This is a genomic window from Acinetobacter sp. ANC_7654, assembly GCF_056779855.1.
The window spans coordinates 247567-265291 of record NZ_JBWYIR010000002.1; the positions used below are offsets into that span (position 1 = coordinate 247567).

The window sequence follows — 17725 nt, forward strand, 5'->3', positions numbered from 1 at the left end:
AATTTACTTGCAATTTTGGGACAGCAGGGTAAGTTTAGGATGTCTAAAGTTTGGCAGCATTAAAATGATCAAAACCTTAAAAATTGCAACTCGTCAAAGTCCATTGGCTTTATGGCAGGCGGAGCATATTCGTGAGCGACTTGAGACCCTACATGCTGGTCTAAAAGTTGAGTTGGTTACGTTTGTGACCCAAGGCGATAAAATTTTAGACACCCCTTTAGCCAAGATTGGTGGAAAAGGTTTATTTGTTAAAGAGCTTGAGGCTGCATTACTTGATGGTCGTGCAGATCTTGCTGTCCATTCAATGAAAGATGTGCCGATGGCGCTCCCAGAAGGATTAAGTCTTGCCGTGATTTGTGAGCGAGAAGATCCTTTAGATGCTTTTGTTTCGAATACTTATAGCAAGTTTGAAGATTTGCCCCTTGGTGCCAAAGTGGGAACCTCAAGTTTGCGCCGTAAATGTCAAATTTTAAAAGCCCGTCCAGATCTTGAGATTATAGATTTACGTGGAAATGTAGGCACACGACTATCTAAGCTTGATGATGGGCTTTACGATGCCATCATTCTGGCAAGTGCAGGCTTAAAACGTTTAGGTTTAGCAGAGCGTATTCGACACACGCTGGATGCACAGACGAGTTTACCCGCAGTTGGCCAAGGTGCATTAGGTCTTGAGTGTCGAGGTGACGATGCACGCGTATTAGAGTTGATTCGACCTTTATTACATGCAGAAACTGATGTGTGTGTTCGTGCAGAACGGGCATTTAATGCTTATTTGGAAGGCGGGTGTCAGGTACCGATTGCGGGATATGCGACTTTAAATGATCAACAGATTCAATTAGAGGGGCGCGTAGGCAGTGTGGATGGTCAAACATTATTGGTTGCTAAAGTAGAAGGTCCAGTTGAACAAGCTGAAACGTTGGGTGTTTCACTAGCAAAAGCTTTGATTGACCAAGGTGCTGCTGATTTATTAAAAGCACTGTATAAATAAAAAAATGAAATGAAGTTTATCAATACTCGACCTGCAGATCGTGCTAAGCCTCTCAATGAGGCACTGGTACGTGCAGGATATGAGCCTATCGAGTTATCTGTACTAGAGTTGGCTGCTGTTCATTGGAGTGATGAACTTGATCAGCTCTTTCAGCAATTAATTTCAGCACAAGTGATTGTGGTCGTCAGTCCAACAGCCGTTGAAGTTGGCATGCAGTTTCTCGAAAAATCGGGACTTAGATTGACCGATTTAAATCATATCAAATGGATTGCAGTTGGCCGGAAAACAGCTGAAGCTCTAAGTCGATATGGTGTTAAAAGTTTAGTTCCAGATGTTGAAACATCTGAAGGAATGTTAAGTCTTCCGGTTTTAACACAAAATGCTGATCTCAAACGTATTGCGTTTTGGCGGGGAGAAGGTGGCCGTCAGTTCATGATGCAGCAGTGTCGTACTGCTAAAATTGAAGTACTTAATTTTGTTTTATACTCCCGCTACTGCCCAAGTGATGCTCAAGATAAATTTAAACATCTACTTGAAGCATTCAATGCAAATCCACAACCTTATGCTGTATTGATTAGTAGTGAAGCCAGTTGGAAAAATTGGCTGAGTTTATGCAAAAATTATCCTGTATTTATGCAACACGGTCATTACTTGGTTTTAGCGGATCGGTTATATCAGATCGTGTGTATGTATCAACAGACCTCAAATACTAAATTTCAAATCACTCAAATTGCGGACTTAATGCCAGATACGATTTTGTCGCAGCTTGAAAGTGAACATAGGCACTCATGAAGAAAATTTTATATCTATTCATTTTAGGCTTAATCATTTGGTTGATTAAACTCAGCTATGATCATTTTTCATTACAAGAAAAAGTTGAGTTGCTACAACAAACTCAACATAAATCAGAGCAATTAGTGGCAAGTTTGAATGATCAGTTGGTAGCAATTCAGCGCTCAAATCAGCAGGTTTCGTCTCAATCCAATCCACCTCAGCAAAACAATAATCAACAAGAAATTCAATCTGAAATCAATCCAATCAAACTCTTAAGTCAAAAATTAGAGCTAATTCAATTTGCCTTAGATCAACATGAGTTTGTATATGCACTTGAGCAACTCAATCAACTGGATCAACTGGTTGAGCGCTTGGCTTTGGCAGATACATTGCAGGTTTCAATGCATCGAGCTGTTGAGCATGATCAAAAAATGATTCAACAGTATGTTGTGGCAAAAAATATTCAAATTGCTCAGTTAGGTGACTTGCTTGAAAATATTGATGCAAATTTGAAAAATGAACAACAAGTACAGCGACTCACGAGTGATAACTCTTCGCAATCCTCATGGTTTGAGCGTGTATTCAAAGTTGAACGCGTTGATGAACAGATGCCGGTATTACTTAATCGAAGATTAGTTTTAAAAGAAGTTCAATTGAGAGTGTTATTTGCTCAAAGAGCACTACAACAAGGACAATACATTGATTATCAAAATGCACTGACCTCAATTATCGATGAACTGGATCAACTGCCTGATGCTGCGGCAATCAAAATAAAAAATAAAGCGAAACATCTCAAACAAGCACAACTTTTACCTGTCCCTAAATTGAACAGTAAAGCAATTTTAGAGGGCTAATCATGAAACATATTTTTATAGTTTATGCATTAGTTGGTTTAATGATATTAGCCGTGTTAAGTGTGCTGAGTTATCAAGAAGGGCCAGGTTATATTTACATGCTTTGGCACGGTATTCAGATTCAAACGAACCTCTGGTTTGTTTCATTTTTTCTTCTATTCGTTGCTTTATCTCTTCATCTTTTATGGTTTTGGGTTGGAAAGATGAGATCAAGAGAGCAGCGTAAAATTCAACAAGTGACAGACTTTTCAAGGTTACATACGTATGAAAAATTAGGTGTTTTGTGGGTTTTGGAGGCCAACACAAAACAGCGAGAATATTTACAACCTGTGTTTGAGAACTCAGGATTACTCAAAGAAGTTATTCAATCTCGTATTTGGTTGAAGCAAGATCGTATTGATGATGCGTTGAGTGTTTTACAACAAAGTCCTGCAGATGCTTTTGAATTGGCTGAACTCCAGCGTATTGAAATTTATTTAGCTCAAGGGCTTCCAGATCAGGCTTTAACCCATTTGGAGTTTTTACATGGTCATATGCTGTCACCATGGTTAAAAGATCTTGAAGATGCTTATCAGCATAAGTTGAATCATCTATGGGGCAGATTTGCGATTCAATATCCATGGCATTATTTAAAATCCACGCAATATGGCCATTTAGATTTGGAACATAAAAAGAAATGGCTTTTAAAGCTACTCAATGATTTTGACAACGCTTCAAATACAGATTTAGAGCTTATTCAAATTCGGTATGCTCAAATGAGTGATCAAATTGTGTCGTCTTCATATGGTATTAAATCGTTATGGTTAAAACTTATTTCTCGCATTCCTGAGATGGCTTTTGATGAAACTCAACTTTCTTTGTCTTTATTAGAAGAACGGTTCGATCAGGATATTTTTTATTTATGGTTTCAACAACAATTGTTAAAACAAAATCCTGATTATGAAATGCTTGAAAACCAGATTGATCATTTTGAAATGAAATATCCTGGATTACCGATTTTGAGTTTTTCTAAATGGCATATTTATACTGCGACTCATCGTGAACAGGATGCTGAGGCATTATTGCAATTATATCCTGATCACCCTTTAATGAACTATTTAAGAATTAAATCTGTATTAAAAGGCGATGCTGTATTAACTCAGCAATTGAACAGTGTCTTTGAGACCCATAATAAATTTATTCAATTTAAGTTATGAGAATGATGAATGAAACAAATGAATGAGTACAAAGTCATTACCCATCAAAAAGTCGCTTGGGGTGATATGGATGCTTTTGGACATGTCAATAATGTGATTTATTATCGCTATATTGAAACTGCTCGAATAGAGTATTTGAATCAATTAGAAATCTTAGCGTTAGATATTAATACTGTTGTGGCTTCAAATAGTTGTAAATATCTTAAACCAGTGTTTTATCCTGATTATTTACGCATTGGAACTAAAGTGGTTGAATTGCGTAACTCTGCCTTCAGGATGGAATATACAGTTTGGAGTGAGCAACAGAATGAAATTGTGGCAATTGCTGAGGCCGTTATAGTTTGTGTGGATAAAAATACAATGCAAAAGGTTTTGATTCCAGAGCATATTAGAGAAAAAATAATAGAAATAGACTCGGTTAATTAATGTGTTAAATTATTTGTTTTATTTATGTATATTAAATAACATGATGGATTGATTAAAATAATTTATAACAATAAGATGGCGCTTTATAAATCTAATAATGATATTGAATTTTTTGGAGTAAATGTTATGCCTGATATTAGTAATTTAACTGTTGAAGAGTTAAGAAAGTTAACTGCTGAAGCCCAAGCTTTGATCGAGTCTAAGAAAGATCAGGAAATTGAAGATGCTTATCATCAGATTACTCAAATTGCTGAATCAGTGGGTATGTCTTTAGAGCAATTCATTGAATATGGTGCACAAAAGCGTAAGAAAAGCACGCGTAAATCTGTAGAGCCTCGTTATCGTAATAAAAATAATACTGCGGAGACTTGGACAGGGCGTGGAAAGAAGCCACGTTGGTTGGTTGCAGAGCTTGAAAAAGGTGCCAAATTAGAAGATTTCCTTATCTAATTTCACTGATTTGTCATGTAATGACACTAATATTAAAAAAACCAAGCAAATCTGCTTGGTTTTTTTATAAGTGAATTGGAGAAGTGTAAAATTTATGCATAATACCAAGATAGAAAATTTTCAAACATTTTGCGGTTAATTAGACTTAGATGTTGGTATACATGGAATGATAAAAAAATCAAAAAAAATGGTGTGGTTAAGCGTCGCTATCTTCGCTTTTTTATTATTTGTTTTTTTACAAGTTCCAGCATCGTGGCTCATTGCTAAATTTTATAAAAATAATCAAATTTTAAAAAATGTCAGTGGCAATATCTGGCAAGGTCAAGCAGATTGGCAAAAAGGAAATCTTGCAGGTTCTGTCATCTGGCAAACACGTCCTCTCGATCTGATTTTATTAAGAGCTGGTGCCAACTTAGAAATACATAGTGGTCAGACGCAACTCAACGGTGTGGTGGGTTATGGGCTTGGAAAAAAAATAATTATCAAAAATATGAATGGAAATATTGCCCCTGAAACACTCAAAACATTTGTGGATTGGCAATGGCCTCAGAATAGTATTCAGTTGAAGGATGTAGCATTTCAATTCAAACAAAACGATGGTTTTGCAAAAACCGCCGGAGAGATGCAATGGGGTGGTGGTACGCTAACTTATACCTTTGCCCAGAAACAAGAACGAATGAATATGCCATCTTTAAAAGGGCAATTTTCAGACGAAGCTGGAAAACTGCTCATTGATGTACAAGATCAGCGCGGGCAAAAAATGGCCAACCTTAGTTTAGATCCTGCATTAATGTTGGATGCACAGGTGACCCAAAGATTATTAATGAATGTGCCTTCATATGATGGTAAAGCTGGTTTGGATACCTTTGTTGTCAGTACGAGACAGCCACTGTTGAGTGGAGGCTTCTAATGAAGGGATTCCAAGATAAGTTTTCACAAATTTCATTTAAAGATTTAGATCGAATTGCTCCGCTTACTTTATTTATTCTGATTTTAATCTTAATGTGGAAGCTCGCTTCATTATTTTGGTTGGTGGTTGCACCACCGCAAGTCATGCAAGTTGACCAAGTCGCATTAGGTTCGCAGCAACCTCCTGTTCCGAATATATCGAGTTTCTCATTGTTTCAAGAAACAGGTGAGCAAGTGAGTGGTGCTGATGCTAATTTAGCGCTTACGTTGCAAGGGGTTGTGGTTTCGACGCCGAGTAGTCAATCTTCAGCGGTGATTAAAGTTCGAGAGGTTGCTGATCGTTATACCATTGGACAAACTTTGGAAGGAAGTTCTTATCAGCTTTCAGAAGTATATTGGGATCATGTGGTATTGAAACAGCCGAGTGGTGCGACGACTGAGTTGAGATTTACCGGAATAGAAAATCTTAATCAGCCGCTGGTACCTGATGCACAGCAAAATTCTGCTAACGCAGCTTCGAATTCAGGTCAAACGACTACTCAAAATGCCATTGGTCAGGCAATCAATCAAATTCAAGAAAATCGTGAACAATACTTAAGTAATATGGGTGTCAACACCGATGGTGGTCAAGGTTATGAAGTCACGGATCGAACGCCTGCATTTTTGAGAAGCAAACTGGGATTAAGACCTGGTGATCGCGTTTTATCCTTGAATGGGCAGTCAGTCGGTCAAGGACAAAGCGATGCACAACTGCTAGAACAGGCTAAACGAGAAGGTAAAGTTCGCATTGAAGTAAAACGAGGTGATCAAGTGATGACCTTCCAACAAGAATTTTAAAATGTGTAAATTTGCATAAAGTATTAGGAAATATAACAAGTTATGGATTTTTTAAATCGAAATCGGTCACTTTGGGCGATGGTCGCAGTAGCACCAGTATTGGCTGTCGCAAGTACCGCTGCGCAAGCGCAAACTTGGAAAATTAACCTGCGTGATGCAGATTTAACTGCATTTATTAATGAAGTGGCAGATATCACGGGAAAAAACTTCGCAGTTGATCCGCGGGTTCGGGGTAATGTGACGGTCATTTCAAATAAGGCTTTAAACAAAGCTGAAGTCTATGATTTGTTCTTGGGTGTGTTAAACGTTAATGGCGTTGTTGCTGTACCTGCGGGTAACACTATCCGCTTAGTCCCTGACAATAATGTAAAAAATTCAGGTGTGCCTTTTGATGCCTCTCGGAACGCACGAGGTGATCAAGTGGTCACTCGTGTCATTTGGCTGGAAAATACTAACCCCAATGATCTAATACCCGCGTTAAGACCACTCATGCCGCAATTTGCGCATTTGGCGGCGGTACAAGGTACAAATGCGCTTATAGTCTCAGATCGTGCGAATAATATTGCACAGCTTGAAACGATTATTCGTAATTTAGATGGAACGGGACAAAACGATATTGAGGCCATTAGCTTGCAGTCTAGCCAAGCTGAAGAGCTGATAGTTTTGTTGGATTCAATGTCTTCTACGGGTGGTGCCAAAGACATTTCAGGTTCTCGAGTACGTATTATCGCAGATGCACGTACTAATAGGATTTTGATCAAGGGTGATCCAAGTACTCGTAAACGCATTCGTCAAATGATCGAAATGCTTGATGTTCCTTCAGCTGATCGCTTAGGCGGTCTAAAAGTATTTAAGCTTAAGTATGCAAGCGCAAAAAATTTGGCTGAAATTTTACAAGGTTTAGTATCTGGTCAGGCGGTGAATAGTACCAGTAATTCAAATAGTTCAAGCTCCAATTCAAGTGCTAGTAACTCATTAATTAATAATACCTCGAGTAATACGTCTTCAAATGGGAGTGTGAATACCCCAGCGATTAATTTGAATAGTGGTTCAAATCAAAATCAACAAGACATTACAAGTTTTAATAGTAATGGCGTGAGTATTATTGCTGATGGTGCACAAAATGCATTAGTGGTAAAAGCAGATCCTCAACTCATGCGTGAAATTGAATCTGCTATTCATCAACTTGACGTGCGTCGTCAACAAATTCTCATTGAGGCTGCTATTGTTGAAGTTGAAGGAAATGACGTAGATCAATTGGGTGTTCAGTGGGCACTAGGTGACATCAGTAGCGGTATTGGTGTAATCAATTTTGATAAAGCGGGTGTAGGGCTGAGTCAATTGGCTTCTGGATTCCTTGGTAATGTAGCTACGGGTGCTGGTTTGATTGGAGCTGGTGCTTCATTGGCCTTAGGTGAATATAAAGAAGGTGCGAATGGATCGCGTAAACTGTATGGCGCACTGATTCAGGCATTAAAGACCAATACTAAGTCGAACTTATTGTCTACACCATCGATTGTCACCATGGATAACGAGGAAGCTTATATCGTTGTGGGTGAGAATGTCCCATTCCAGACAGGATCTGTGACAACAACAGGTGGAACAGCAAACCCTTATACTTCAATTGAGCGTAAAGATGTTGGTGTTACATTAAAGGTCATTCCGCAAATTGGTGAAGGTGGAACAGTTCGTCTTGCTGTAGAACAAGAAGTATCCTCAGTGAAGCCAGATAGTGGTGAGGCGAAAGACTTGGTGACCACTAAGCGTGCCATAAAAACCTCGATTTTGGCTGAAAATGGTCAAACAATTGTACTGGGTGGTCTGATTTCAGATGATACTAAGTTAACGCGTCAAGGCGTCCCAGGTTTAAGCTCGATTCCTGGTTTGGGTAGACTGTTTAGAGCAGATTCAAAGAATAATGTGAAACGAAACCTACTCGTTTTTATTCATCCAACAATCGTAGGAGATACGGCTGATATTCGTAGATTGTCACAGCAACGCTATGACCGTTTATACAGTTTGCAGTTAGCGCTAGATGGTGATGGAACATTTAAGAAGCTACCGGATAATGTTGATGATATCTTCCAACAGCGGTTGCCTGTATCAAGTACTCCCCAACCCGTTAAGCCTATCGTAGTGCCATCAACGCCTCAAGCAGTAGAGCCACAGGTACAGCGTTATACTGCTCCGACAGCACAGTCTAAGCCAGTAGGGCGTGTGATTGAACGTCCAAATGTCATCGTGACTCAGGATCCTGTGGTGAAATCAACGCGAGTGCTGCCAAAGCCTGTGATTTACAATCAAGTTGCCACAACAAATACAAACAATGCCCAAGTCGTGGTGGAAACCCCTGTCGCGATTGAGCCAAAACAAGATGTGCAAAGAACACAAAATACGGTCACAACCACGACATTGAGACCATCTCGATAACATGCGTTCAATGTGAATCTCGAAAACAGCCATGTTAAAATGTCAAAACTTGAATAATGGATCGAAACTATGACTTGGAAATTACAAACAATTACTGGCGAATTTGCGGGTAAAGAAGTTGATATCGATCGAGACATGTTGGTGGGTCGTCATCAAGATGCAGATATTTTGATTCAGTCTGCAGATGTATCACGTCGTCATGCTGCTTTGTTTCTAAAAGAGCAGGTGCTCACTGTTCAAGACTTAGGTTCGTCAAATGGCACGTTTATTAACGATACAAAAGTTGCTGAAGGCGAAACTATTGTTAAAGATGGCGATATTCTGCAATTTGCTAGCCATAAATTTTCAGTTTTAGCACCTGCGCAATCTGCACAAACATTACAAGATGTTCAGCAGCCTAGCGAAGCAATCGCAACAGCTGAAATTTCTTCAAAGGTTGCAGTAGAGAAGACAGCAGCAGCTGAAATGCTTGAGCAGGGTATGCCTGATCTGAAAGAGCGAGATAGCTCAGTTCAGCTTACTCGAGATGGTATGCCTCAAAATGTAGGAATTCCTAAACCAGCCCCAATTCCTGAAGGAGTTGATGTTAATACAACTGTCAATAAGCATGAAGCGTGTGAGGTAAATATTCCTGCAGCTTGTACGGAAAAAGAGTTGGAAACTCAAAAAAATGCCAATATTGGCTTAATGGCATTATTGGTGTTAGTGATTGTGGCACTAGTTGCCTGGTTTATTTTCAACTAAGTTGCATGTGATTTTTTAAGGCATGCTTTCGCATGCCTTTTTTGTTAGGTTTAAAATAATGAATATTGCGAATTTGGAACAGCGTGACTTAATTCTTTTTGATCTGGATGGAACTTTGGTTGATTCGGCATTTGATCTATATCGTGCCATGAATATGAGTTTGAATGTATTAGAACTGCCTTTGGTCACAGAATCTCAAGTTCGAAATTGGATTGGCAAAGGGACTTCATTGTTCTGTCAGAGTGTTTTAATGCATCTGACTGGGCGTGTAGAGCCTTCTGAGCATCAACAATTATTGGATACTTTTTTAGAAATTTATAATGCCGAACCGTGCGTGGATACGCGTCCATTTCACGGCATTATCGAATTTTTAGAGTGGGGTCGAGCTCATCAAAAAAAATTGGTGTGTGTTACGAATAAGCCGGAATTACCCGCTAGAAAAATATTAGCTGAATTAAAGATGGATCACTATTTTGTGGATACGGTGGGTGGAGATCGTTTTGAGGTGAGAAAACCAGATCCTAAACCTTTGTTGCATTGTGTTGAGGCCTTTGGAACTGATCTGGACAATACCTTGATGATTGGTGACTCATCGAATGATGTAGAGGCAGCGCGCCGTGCGGGTATTGATTGTATTGTCGTAAGCTATGGTTATAATCATGGCGAAGATATTCAGCTATGTAAGCCGCAACAAGTAGTTGATGATTTAACTGTGTTGATTTCTAAGTAAGTTGTAATAAATAAAGAAGGGTAGAGGAATGAATAGTTTTAATGTTTTTCGATGGCGTCTCTCAGCGCAGACTTTATAGAACATTCAATATGCATCGAAAACTACAGAGAATTCCTCATGACAACATCAACTCAATTTCAACAGCTTCAATCGCAAGGTTTTAACCTAATTCCAGTTTATCGCCAACGCTTAGCTGATACTGACACTCCATTGTCAGTATTTGCACGTTTAAAACAACATCAACAAGCCTATTTATTTGAGTCTGTAGAAGGTGGTGAAAACTGGGCGCGTTACTCGATTATTGGTCTGGGCGAGTCAACGGTATTCTCTTGCAATGAAGGACAGTTAACAATTCAGAAAGCTGATGGCCAAGTCGAATCGTTTGAGTGTCAAGATCCTTTCCAGTATATCCGTGATTTTCAATCGCAGTTCAAAGTGCCATCAAAAGCAGAACTCCCAGATTTGCCCAACTTTACAGGGGGCTTGGTGGGCTATTTGGGTTATGACGCGGTACGCTATATTGAACCGCGCTTAAATAACGTTCCTGATGCTGATCCTGTTGGATTGCCAGATTTATGGCTCATGTTGTCTAAAACAGTTGTAGTTTTTGATAATTTAAAAGACACGCTATTTATTATCGTACATGCGGATACACAGGATGCGGATGCTTTTGATAAAGCACAAAGCCAGCTGGATGAAATTGAATCATTACTTGCCACACCGGTGAGCTTGCAGGCAAAGCCTCACACGGCCCCTCATTTTGAATCATTAACAGGTAAAGAAAAATTCTTAGAATCGATTGAAACTGTTAAAGAGTACATTCGTGCGGGTGATGTGATGCAGGTGGTTCCTGGTCATCGCATGGTATCGGACTTTGATGGTGATCCTTTACAAGTATATCGTGCATTACGTCATCTTAATCCTTCACCATATCTGTTTTTAGTACAAGGAAAGACGCTTAGTGATGAAAAGCCATTTTATATTGTGGGCTCATCACCTGAAATTTTATCGCGTTTAGAAAATGGAGTGGCGACTGTGCGCCCATTAGCGGGCACACGACCACGAGGTAAAACCAAAGAAGAAGATTTAGCGCTGGAAAAAGATTTACTTTCCGATGAGAAAGAAATCGCAGAGCACTTAATGTTGATTGATTTGGGTCGCAATGACATTGGGCGTGTATCAAAAATTGGTAAAGTGCAAGTCACTGATCAAATGGTGATCGAACGTTATTCACATGTCATGCATATTGTTTCTAATGTGCAAGGGGAAGTTGCGGAAGGCGTAGATGCTTTGGATGTTTTTAAAGCAACATTCCCTGCAGGAACACTTTCTGGGGCACCAAAAATTCGTGCTATGGAAATTATTGACGAAGTTGAGCCAGTAAAACGTGGAATTTTTGGCGGTGCTGTTGGTTATTTAGGCTGGCATGGTGAAATGGACATGTCTATCGCAATTAGAACCTGTGTTATTCGCGAAAATAAGGTTTATGTACAGGCTGGTGCGGGTCTTGTTGCAGACTCAAATCCTGATTCTGAGTGGAATGAAACCCAAATAAAAGCTCGCGCAGTGATCAAAGCGGTTGAATTATCATCAAACGGATTGATTTTGTGAGTTTTTAGGGTTTTTTTTGAAAAAAACACTTGCACGGATTTCAAGTTTTGCTAAACTGCACACCGTTCCGATACGAAACGTACGAAACACTAAGAAACGCCGGCATAGCTCAGTTGGTAGAGCAACTGACTTGTAATCAGTAGGTCCACAGTTCGAATCCGTGTGCCGGCACCATCTTAGAGAGTTTAAGTAGTCGAGTAAAGAACAACACTGAAGTAAGTGTAAATGGTGAGATTCCCGAGCGGTCAAAGGGAGCAGACTGTAACTCTGCCGCGTAAGCTTCGAAGGTTCGAATCCTTCTCTCACCACCAATTTTAAAACTTCGATCTAGTGTCTTACCAATATGCGGGAGTAGCTCAGTTGGTAGAGCGGCAGCCTTCCAAGCTGCATGTCGCGAGTTCGACCCTCGTCTCCCGCTCCATCGAAGTATTAAATGCTCTTATAGCTCAGTGGTAGAGCACTCCCTTGGTAAGGGAGAGGTCTCGAGTTCAAATCTCGATAAGAGCTCCAGATATACAGTTTAGTAGAAATTTCTACAAAGTTTTAAAGAAAGCAGGCTTATTAGTCTGCTTTTCAAGTATTTAAAGTGTCATTTTTTTGGCGACAGGTCGATACTGAACAATCTTAGAATTGTGTTCGACGTAAACGAGGAAGATCTCATGGCTAAGGCTAAGTTTGAACGTAATAAGCCACACGTTAACGTGGGCACAATCGGTCATGTTGACCATGGTAAAACAACTTTAACTGCTGCTATCGCAACTGTATGTGCGAAGAAATTCGGTGGTGAAGCTAAAGACTACGCTGCAATCGACTCTGCACCAGAAGAAAAAGCACGTGGTATTACAATTAATACATCACACGTAGAATACGATTCTCCAACTCGTCACTACGCTCACGTAGACTGCCCGGGCCACGCCGATTATGTTAAAAACATGATTACTGGTGCTGCTCAAATGGACGGCGCGATCCTTGTATGTGCTGCGACTGATGGTCCAATGCCACAAACTCGTGAACACATCCTTCTTTCTCGCCAAGTAGGTGTTCCATACATCGTTGTATTCTTAAACAAATGTGACCTTGTAGACGACGAAGAGCTTCTTGAGCTAGTTGAAATGGAAGTTCGTGAACTTCTTTCTACTTATGACTTCCCAGGCGATGACACTCCAGTTATCCGTGGTTCTGCTCTTGCTGCACTTAACGGTGAAGCTGGTCAGTTCGGTGAAGATGCAGTTGTTGCTCTTGTTGAAGCGCTTGACACTTACATCCCAGAGCCAGAGCGTGCTATTGATAAAGCATTCTTAATGCCAATCGAGGACGTATTCTCTATTTCTGGTCGTGGTACAGTAGTAACTGGCCGTGTAGAAGCTGGTATCGTGAAAGTAGGCGAAGAAGTTGAAATCGTAGGTATCAAAGACACAGTTAAAACGACAGTAACTGGCGTTGAAATGTTCCGTAAACTTCTAGACGAAGGTCGTGCGGGCGAGAACTGTGGTATCTTATTACGTGGTACTAAGCGTGAAGACGTACAACGTGGTCAAGTACTTTCTAAACCAGGTGCGATCAAGCCACACACTAAATTCGATGCGGAAGTATACGTACTTTCTAAAGAAGAAGGTGGTCGTCACACTCCATTCCTTAACGGTTACCGTCCACAGTTCTACTTCCGTACGACTGACGTAACTGGCGCGATTCAATTGCAAGAAGGCGTTGAAATGGTTATGCCTGGTGACAACGTAGAAATGTCAGTAGAATTAATCCACCCAATCGCAATGGACCCAGGTCTACGTTTTGCGATCCGTGAAGGTGGTCGTACAGTTGGTGCTGGTGTTGTTGCTAAAGTAACTGCATAATAGAAGTACAAACGAAAACCGAGAGTTTCGATTCTCGGTTTTGTTATAGGTCAGTAGTTCAATTGGTAGAGCGTCGGTCTCCAAAACCGAATGTTGGGGGTTCGAGTCCCTCCTGGCCTGCCAAATTATTTTTGATAAAAAGCTTGATGCTGGCTAAACTGGTCATATAATAAGTCGCGAATTCAACGACGAGTACAAAAATGTCGAATGATAAATCGCGTGACGCATTAAGCGACGCGCCAATTCCTCAAAGAAACAATTCCGCTGAAGTCGTTAAATCTGGTTCACCAGTTGACGTGATTTTATGGATTATTGCATTGGCATTACTTGCTGGTGCACTTATGGTAAATCAACATCTTCCAGCATATTGGGTTCCCGCAAACAATATTTGGGTGCGTGTTGGGGTAATTTTGGCTTGTATCGTTGTGGCTTTAGGTTTATTATACGCCACCCATCAAGGCAAAGGCTTTGTTCGTTTGTTGAAAGACTCACGCATTGAACTGCGTCGAGTGATTTGGCCAACAAAGCAAGAAACAGTAACTGCATCATGGCAAGTGTTACTTGTTGTTGTAATCACCGCTATTGGTTTATGGTGTTTTGATTACATTATTAGTTGGTTGATGAAGTTTATTATCGGGTAAAAGAGCTATGAAACGTTGGTACATTATTCATGCCTATTCAGGTTATGAAAAACAAGTGATGCGTTCGCTTAATGATCGAATCCAGCGTAGCGCTGTTGCCGATAGCTTTGGTGAAGTCCTTGTTCCTACCGAAGAAGTGGTAGAGATGAAGGATGGTAAGAAACGTAAGTCAGAGCGTAAATTCTTTCCAGGCTATGTGTTAGTTGAAATGGAAATGAATGACGATACTTGGCACATTGTTAAAGAATGTCCAAAAGTACTCGGATTTATTGGTGGTACGGCAGAAAAGCCTGCTCCAATTACGCAAAAAGAAGCTGACGCGATTCTTGCACGTGTACGCAATACTGGCGAAGCACCTCGTCCTAAGACAATGTTCGAGCCAGGCGAAGAATTATTGGTTACTGATGGTCCATTCACAGACTTTAAAGGTGTGGTGGAAGAAGTTCAGTACGAAAAGTCACGCTTAACGTTGACGATTAATGTATTCAATCGACCAACTCAAGTTGAATTGGAATTTCGCCAAGTCGAAAAAACAATTTAATCTGAATTGGTTGAAAACGCCCGATTTTATTAATCGGGCATTGTTGTTGTAACGGTATCGTTACTTGTAAATATTGGGGAGCCTTAATCGGCGTTTGTACCCAGAGGTAATTGAAATGGCTAAGAAGATTGACGGCTATATCAAGCTGCAAGTTCCAGCTGGTAAAGCGAATCCATCTCCACCAATCGGTCCTGCACTAGGTCAACGTGGTGTAAACATCATGGCATTCTGTAAAGAATTCAATGCTGCTACACAAAAACTTGAAGCTGGTCTTCCGATTCCTGTAGTGATCACTGTGTACAACGACAAGTCGTTCACATTTATCATGAAAACTCCGCCTGCTGCTATTCTGCTTAAGAAAGCTGCTGGTATCCAAAAGGGTTCAGCTGTACCTAACAAAACTAAAGTTGGTAAGTTGACTCGTGCTCAATTAGAAGAGATCGCGACTACTAAAGAACCAGATTTAACTGGTGCTGACTTAGACGCGCGTGTACGTACCATTGCTGGTTCTGCACGTTCTATGGGCTTGGAAGTGGAGCTTTAAGACATGGCTAAATTAACTAAACGTCAAAAAGCTATTGCAGCTGCTGTAGAAGCGAACAAAGTTTATACTTTGGAAGAAGCTGTAGCAGTACTTTCTAGCCTTCCAGCTGCTAAATTCAAAGAATCTTTGGATGTAGCTGTAAATCTAGGTGTTGATCCTCGTAAATCTGACCAAGTTGTTCGTGGCGCGACTACACTTCCTGCAGGTACTGGTAAAACTGTACGTGTAGCTGTGTTTGCTCAAGGTGCTGCTGCTGAAGCTGCTAAAGCTGAAGGCGCGGACGTAGTTGGTTTTGATGACCTTGCTGAAAGCATTCAAGCGGGTAACCTTGACTTTGACGTAGTGATTGCTGCTCCAGATGCAATGCGCGTTGTAGGTAAGTTGGGTACAATCCTTGGTCCACGTGGCTTAATGCCAAACCCTAAAGTGGGTACTGTAACTCCTGACGTAGCGACTGCAGTTAAAAATGCAAAAGCTGGTCAAGCACGTTACCGTGTAGACAAAGCGGGTATCATCCATGCTGCGATCGGTCAAGTAGGTTTCACTGCTGAAGCTGTTCGTCAAAACGTTGAAGCTCTTGTAGCTGACCTTAAGAAAGCAAAACCTGCAACTTCTAAAGGTGTTTATATCAAAAAGATCACTTTAAGCTCAACTATGGGTCCTGGTCTTACTATTGATGTAACTAACGTTTCTAACTAAGTTTAACTTAGACAGAATTTTAAAGCCCTGAGTAAGATTTGAAGCGTTGCTTCAAATCTTACGCAAGATACCGGTTTTGGATTTCTTGCGAACTTAGGCAAACTTTGAATTGGTAAATGAGAATTTATCAGCGTCAAAGACCTCAGGCGAGGGGAGTTTTATGCTTCGCTCTTAATATTCCAGCCTGCGTAGACGCGGTGGTGTGATTTAGTTCATCCTCCGCGTGTTGACTCAGTGATGAGTTAACGAACTGGGAGTGTACTTCGCGTGAGTACATGAATCACCGTTAGGAGGTTTTACAATGGCTCTTCTTATCGAAGACAAAAAACAGATCGTAGCTGAAGTTAACGCTGTTGCTTCTACTGCTTTCACTGCTGTTGTTGCTGACTACCAAGGTTTAACTGTTGAGCAATTAACTGCTCTTCGTGTTGAAGCTCGTAAACTAGGTGTTACTACACGTATCGTGCGTAATACTTTGGCTAAACGTGCTCTTCAAGATACTCAGTTCGATATCTTGAACGACAACCTTGTTGGCCCAACAATTTTAGCTTTCTCGACTTCTGAAGACGACATGGGTGCAGCTGCTCGTTTGTTTGAAGAATTCGCTAAAACTAATAAAGCATTTGAACTTAAAGCTGCTGCATTCGATGGCAAGGTTTATCAAGGTGCTGAAGTTAGCGTAATCGCGAACCTTCCGAACCAAGAAAAAGCGCTTACTATGCTTGCAAACGTTCTTCAAGCTCCTATTTCGAAATTGGGTCGCCTTATTACTGCGCTCAAAGAGAAAAACGAGTCAGAAGCTGCTTAAGCTTAATAAATCAATTTCCACACCATTCAATATCCATTTGGAGTTATTCTCATGGCTTTAACTAACGAAGAAATCTTAAACGCAGTTGCTGAAAAAACTGTTCTTGAACTTGTTGAACTTATCTCTGCTTTTGAAGAGAAATTCAATGTATCTGCTGCTGCTGTAGCTGTTGCTGCTGCTCCAGGTGCTGGCGCTGCTGCTGCTGAAGAACAAACTGAATTCAACGTAGAGTTGACTTCTTTCGGTGCTAACAAAGTTGCTGTAATTAAAGCAGTTCGTGAAGCTACTGGTCTTGGTCTTAAAGAAGCTAAAGATTTAGTTGAAGGCGCTCCAGCTCTTCTTAAAGAAGGTGTTTCTAAAGAAGAAGCTGAAGAACTTAAGAAGAAACTTGAAGAAGCTGGTGCTCAAGTTACTGTTAAGTAATTTCGCCATGGGGCCAATATTAATTTGACCCCAAAAATTGGCTGATGGCTCTTGGGTCATCAGCCTTTTTGCGTTACAATTATCGGCTCGATTTTTGTTAACTTGATGTAAAAATCATCAATACTAACTATAATTGAATAAAATCAAACGCTTACCAATATTTTTCCATGTTTAAAAATATTGTTAAGCGTTTTAATACCACTGAACATTGCAGCATTTGAACAAAGTGGTGGTCATATCGACCTGCGTAATTCCTTCTAGACCCGTTCT

General features: G+C 40.4%; 19 protein-coding genes and 5 tRNA genes. All 24 read left to right on the forward strand.

Annotated elements, in window-relative coordinates:
- The first annotated feature begins 67 nt into the window (after positions 1 to 67).
- The 24 genes from hemC to rplL all read left to right on the forward strand — a co-directional run bounded on the left by hemC (position 68) and on the right by rplL (position 17455).
- Positions 68 to 988 carry a hydroxymethylbilane synthase gene (gene hemC, locus AC1M86_RS03390; RefSeq protein ID WP_481607317.1) on the forward strand — a complete coding sequence of 307 codons (921 nt, stop codon included), beginning with the start codon at positions 68 to 70 and terminating at the stop codon, positions 986 to 988.
- Between the two features lie 9 nt (positions 989 to 997).
- Positions 998 to 1780 carry a uroporphyrinogen-III synthase gene (locus tag AC1M86_RS03395; RefSeq protein ID WP_481588836.1) on the forward strand — a complete coding sequence of 261 codons (783 nt, stop codon included), beginning with the start codon at positions 998 to 1000 and terminating at the stop codon, positions 1778 to 1780.
- Positions 1777 to 2616, forward strand: a complete 840-nt coding sequence (locus AC1M86_RS03400; RefSeq protein WP_481607235.1) for a hypothetical protein — start codon at positions 1777 to 1779, stop codon at positions 2614 to 2616. Before AC1M86_RS03395 ends, AC1M86_RS03400 begins: the two co-directional genes overlap by 4 nt.
- 2 nt (positions 2617 to 2618) lie before the next feature.
- Positions 2619 to 3812, forward strand: a complete 1194-nt coding sequence (locus AC1M86_RS03405) for a heme biosynthesis protein HemY (protein ID WP_481607236.1) — start codon at positions 2619 to 2621, stop codon at positions 3810 to 3812.
- A 9-nt stretch (positions 3813 to 3821) separates the two neighbouring features.
- Positions 3822 to 4238, forward strand: coding sequence for an acyl-CoA thioesterase (locus AC1M86_RS03410; RefSeq protein WP_035267539.1), 417 nt, complete (start codon positions 3822 to 3824; stop codon positions 4236 to 4238).
- A gap of 126 nt (positions 4239 to 4364) precedes the next feature.
- The gene (locus tag AC1M86_RS03415) at positions 4365 to 4688 is read left to right on the forward strand and encodes an H-NS histone family protein (protein WP_481607237.1); all 324 of its coding nucleotides are present in this window, start codon (positions 4365 to 4367) and stop codon (positions 4686 to 4688) included.
- A gap of 166 nt (positions 4689 to 4854) precedes the next feature.
- The gene (gspN, locus tag AC1M86_RS03420) at positions 4855 to 5598 is read left to right on the forward strand and encodes a type II secretion system protein N (RefSeq protein WP_092766456.1); all 744 of its coding nucleotides are present in this window, start codon (positions 4855 to 4857) and stop codon (positions 5596 to 5598) included.
- The gene (locus AC1M86_RS03425; RefSeq protein ID WP_481607238.1) at positions 5598 to 6434 is read left to right on the forward strand and encodes a type II secretion system protein N; all 837 of its coding nucleotides are present in this window, start codon (positions 5598 to 5600) and stop codon (positions 6432 to 6434) included. The genes gspN and AC1M86_RS03425 overlap by 1 nt, the downstream gene beginning before the upstream one ends.
- Positions 6435 to 6476: 42 nt before the next feature.
- Positions 6477 to 8864: a type II secretion system secretin GspD gene (gspD, locus tag AC1M86_RS03430; RefSeq protein WP_481607239.1), complete on the forward strand. Its 2388-nt coding sequence runs from the start codon at positions 6477 to 6479 to the stop codon at positions 8862 to 8864.
- Between the two features lie 69 nt (positions 8865 to 8933).
- Complete coding sequence (locus AC1M86_RS03435) at positions 8934 to 9608, forward strand: FHA domain-containing protein (RefSeq protein ID WP_092766454.1); 675 nt, start codon at positions 8934 to 8936, stop codon at positions 9606 to 9608.
- Between the two features lie 58 nt (positions 9609 to 9666).
- Positions 9667 to 10338, forward strand: a complete 672-nt coding sequence (locus tag AC1M86_RS03440) for an HAD-IA family hydrolase (protein ID WP_481607240.1) — start codon at positions 9667 to 9669, stop codon at positions 10336 to 10338.
- A gap of 117 nt (positions 10339 to 10455) precedes the next feature.
- Positions 10456 to 11949, forward strand: coding sequence for an anthranilate synthase component I (gene trpE / locus AC1M86_RS03445; RefSeq protein WP_035270448.1), 1494 nt, complete (start codon positions 10456 to 10458; stop codon positions 11947 to 11949).
- Positions 11950 to 12047: 98 nt separating this feature from the next.
- Positions 12048 to 12123: transfer RNA gene (locus AC1M86_RS03450), tRNA-Thr, on the forward strand.
- A 53-nt stretch (positions 12124 to 12176) separates the two neighbouring features.
- Positions 12177 to 12260 (forward strand) — tRNA-Tyr (locus AC1M86_RS03455).
- A gap of 34 nt (positions 12261 to 12294) precedes the next feature.
- A tRNA-Gly gene (locus AC1M86_RS03460) sits at positions 12295 to 12370 on the forward strand.
- Positions 12371 to 12384: 14 nt separating this feature from the next.
- Positions 12385 to 12459: transfer RNA gene (locus AC1M86_RS03465), tRNA-Thr, on the forward strand.
- A gap of 149 nt (positions 12460 to 12608) precedes the next feature.
- Positions 12609 to 13799, forward strand: coding sequence for an elongation factor Tu (tuf, locus tag AC1M86_RS03470; protein ID WP_481592547.1), 1191 nt, complete (start codon positions 12609 to 12611; stop codon positions 13797 to 13799).
- A gap of 47 nt (positions 13800 to 13846) precedes the next feature.
- Positions 13847 to 13922, forward strand: a tRNA-Trp gene (locus tag AC1M86_RS03475).
- A 77-nt stretch (positions 13923 to 13999) separates the two neighbouring features.
- Entirely contained in the window at positions 14000 to 14440 is a 441-nt protein-coding gene (gene secE / locus AC1M86_RS03480; RefSeq protein WP_035265936.1) for a preprotein translocase subunit SecE, read from the forward strand.
- Positions 14441 to 14447: 7 nt separating this feature from the next.
- On the forward strand, positions 14448 to 14981 hold the full coding sequence (gene nusG / locus AC1M86_RS03485; protein WP_035265938.1) for a transcription termination/antitermination protein NusG: 534 nt from the start codon (positions 14448 to 14450) through the stop codon (positions 14979 to 14981).
- A gap of 115 nt (positions 14982 to 15096) precedes the next feature.
- Positions 15097 to 15525 carry a 50S ribosomal protein L11 gene (gene rplK, locus AC1M86_RS03490; protein WP_004813566.1) on the forward strand — a complete coding sequence of 143 codons (429 nt, stop codon included), beginning with the start codon at positions 15097 to 15099 and terminating at the stop codon, positions 15523 to 15525.
- Between the two features lie 3 nt (positions 15526 to 15528).
- Positions 15529 to 16224, forward strand: a complete 696-nt coding sequence (gene rplA, locus AC1M86_RS03495; protein ID WP_035265940.1) for a 50S ribosomal protein L1 — start codon at positions 15529 to 15531, stop codon at positions 16222 to 16224.
- Between the two features lie 301 nt (positions 16225 to 16525).
- Positions 16526 to 17032 (forward strand): 50S ribosomal protein L10, encoded by a 507-nt coding sequence (gene rplJ, locus AC1M86_RS03500; protein ID WP_035265941.1) that lies wholly within the window; start codon positions 16526 to 16528, stop codon positions 17030 to 17032.
- 51 nt (positions 17033 to 17083) lie between these two features.
- A complete protein-coding gene (rplL, locus tag AC1M86_RS03505) occupies positions 17084 to 17455 on the forward strand; it encodes a 50S ribosomal protein L7/L12 (RefSeq protein ID WP_035265942.1) in 372 nt (123 codons plus the stop codon).
- Positions 17456 to 17725: the final 270 nt, after the last annotated feature.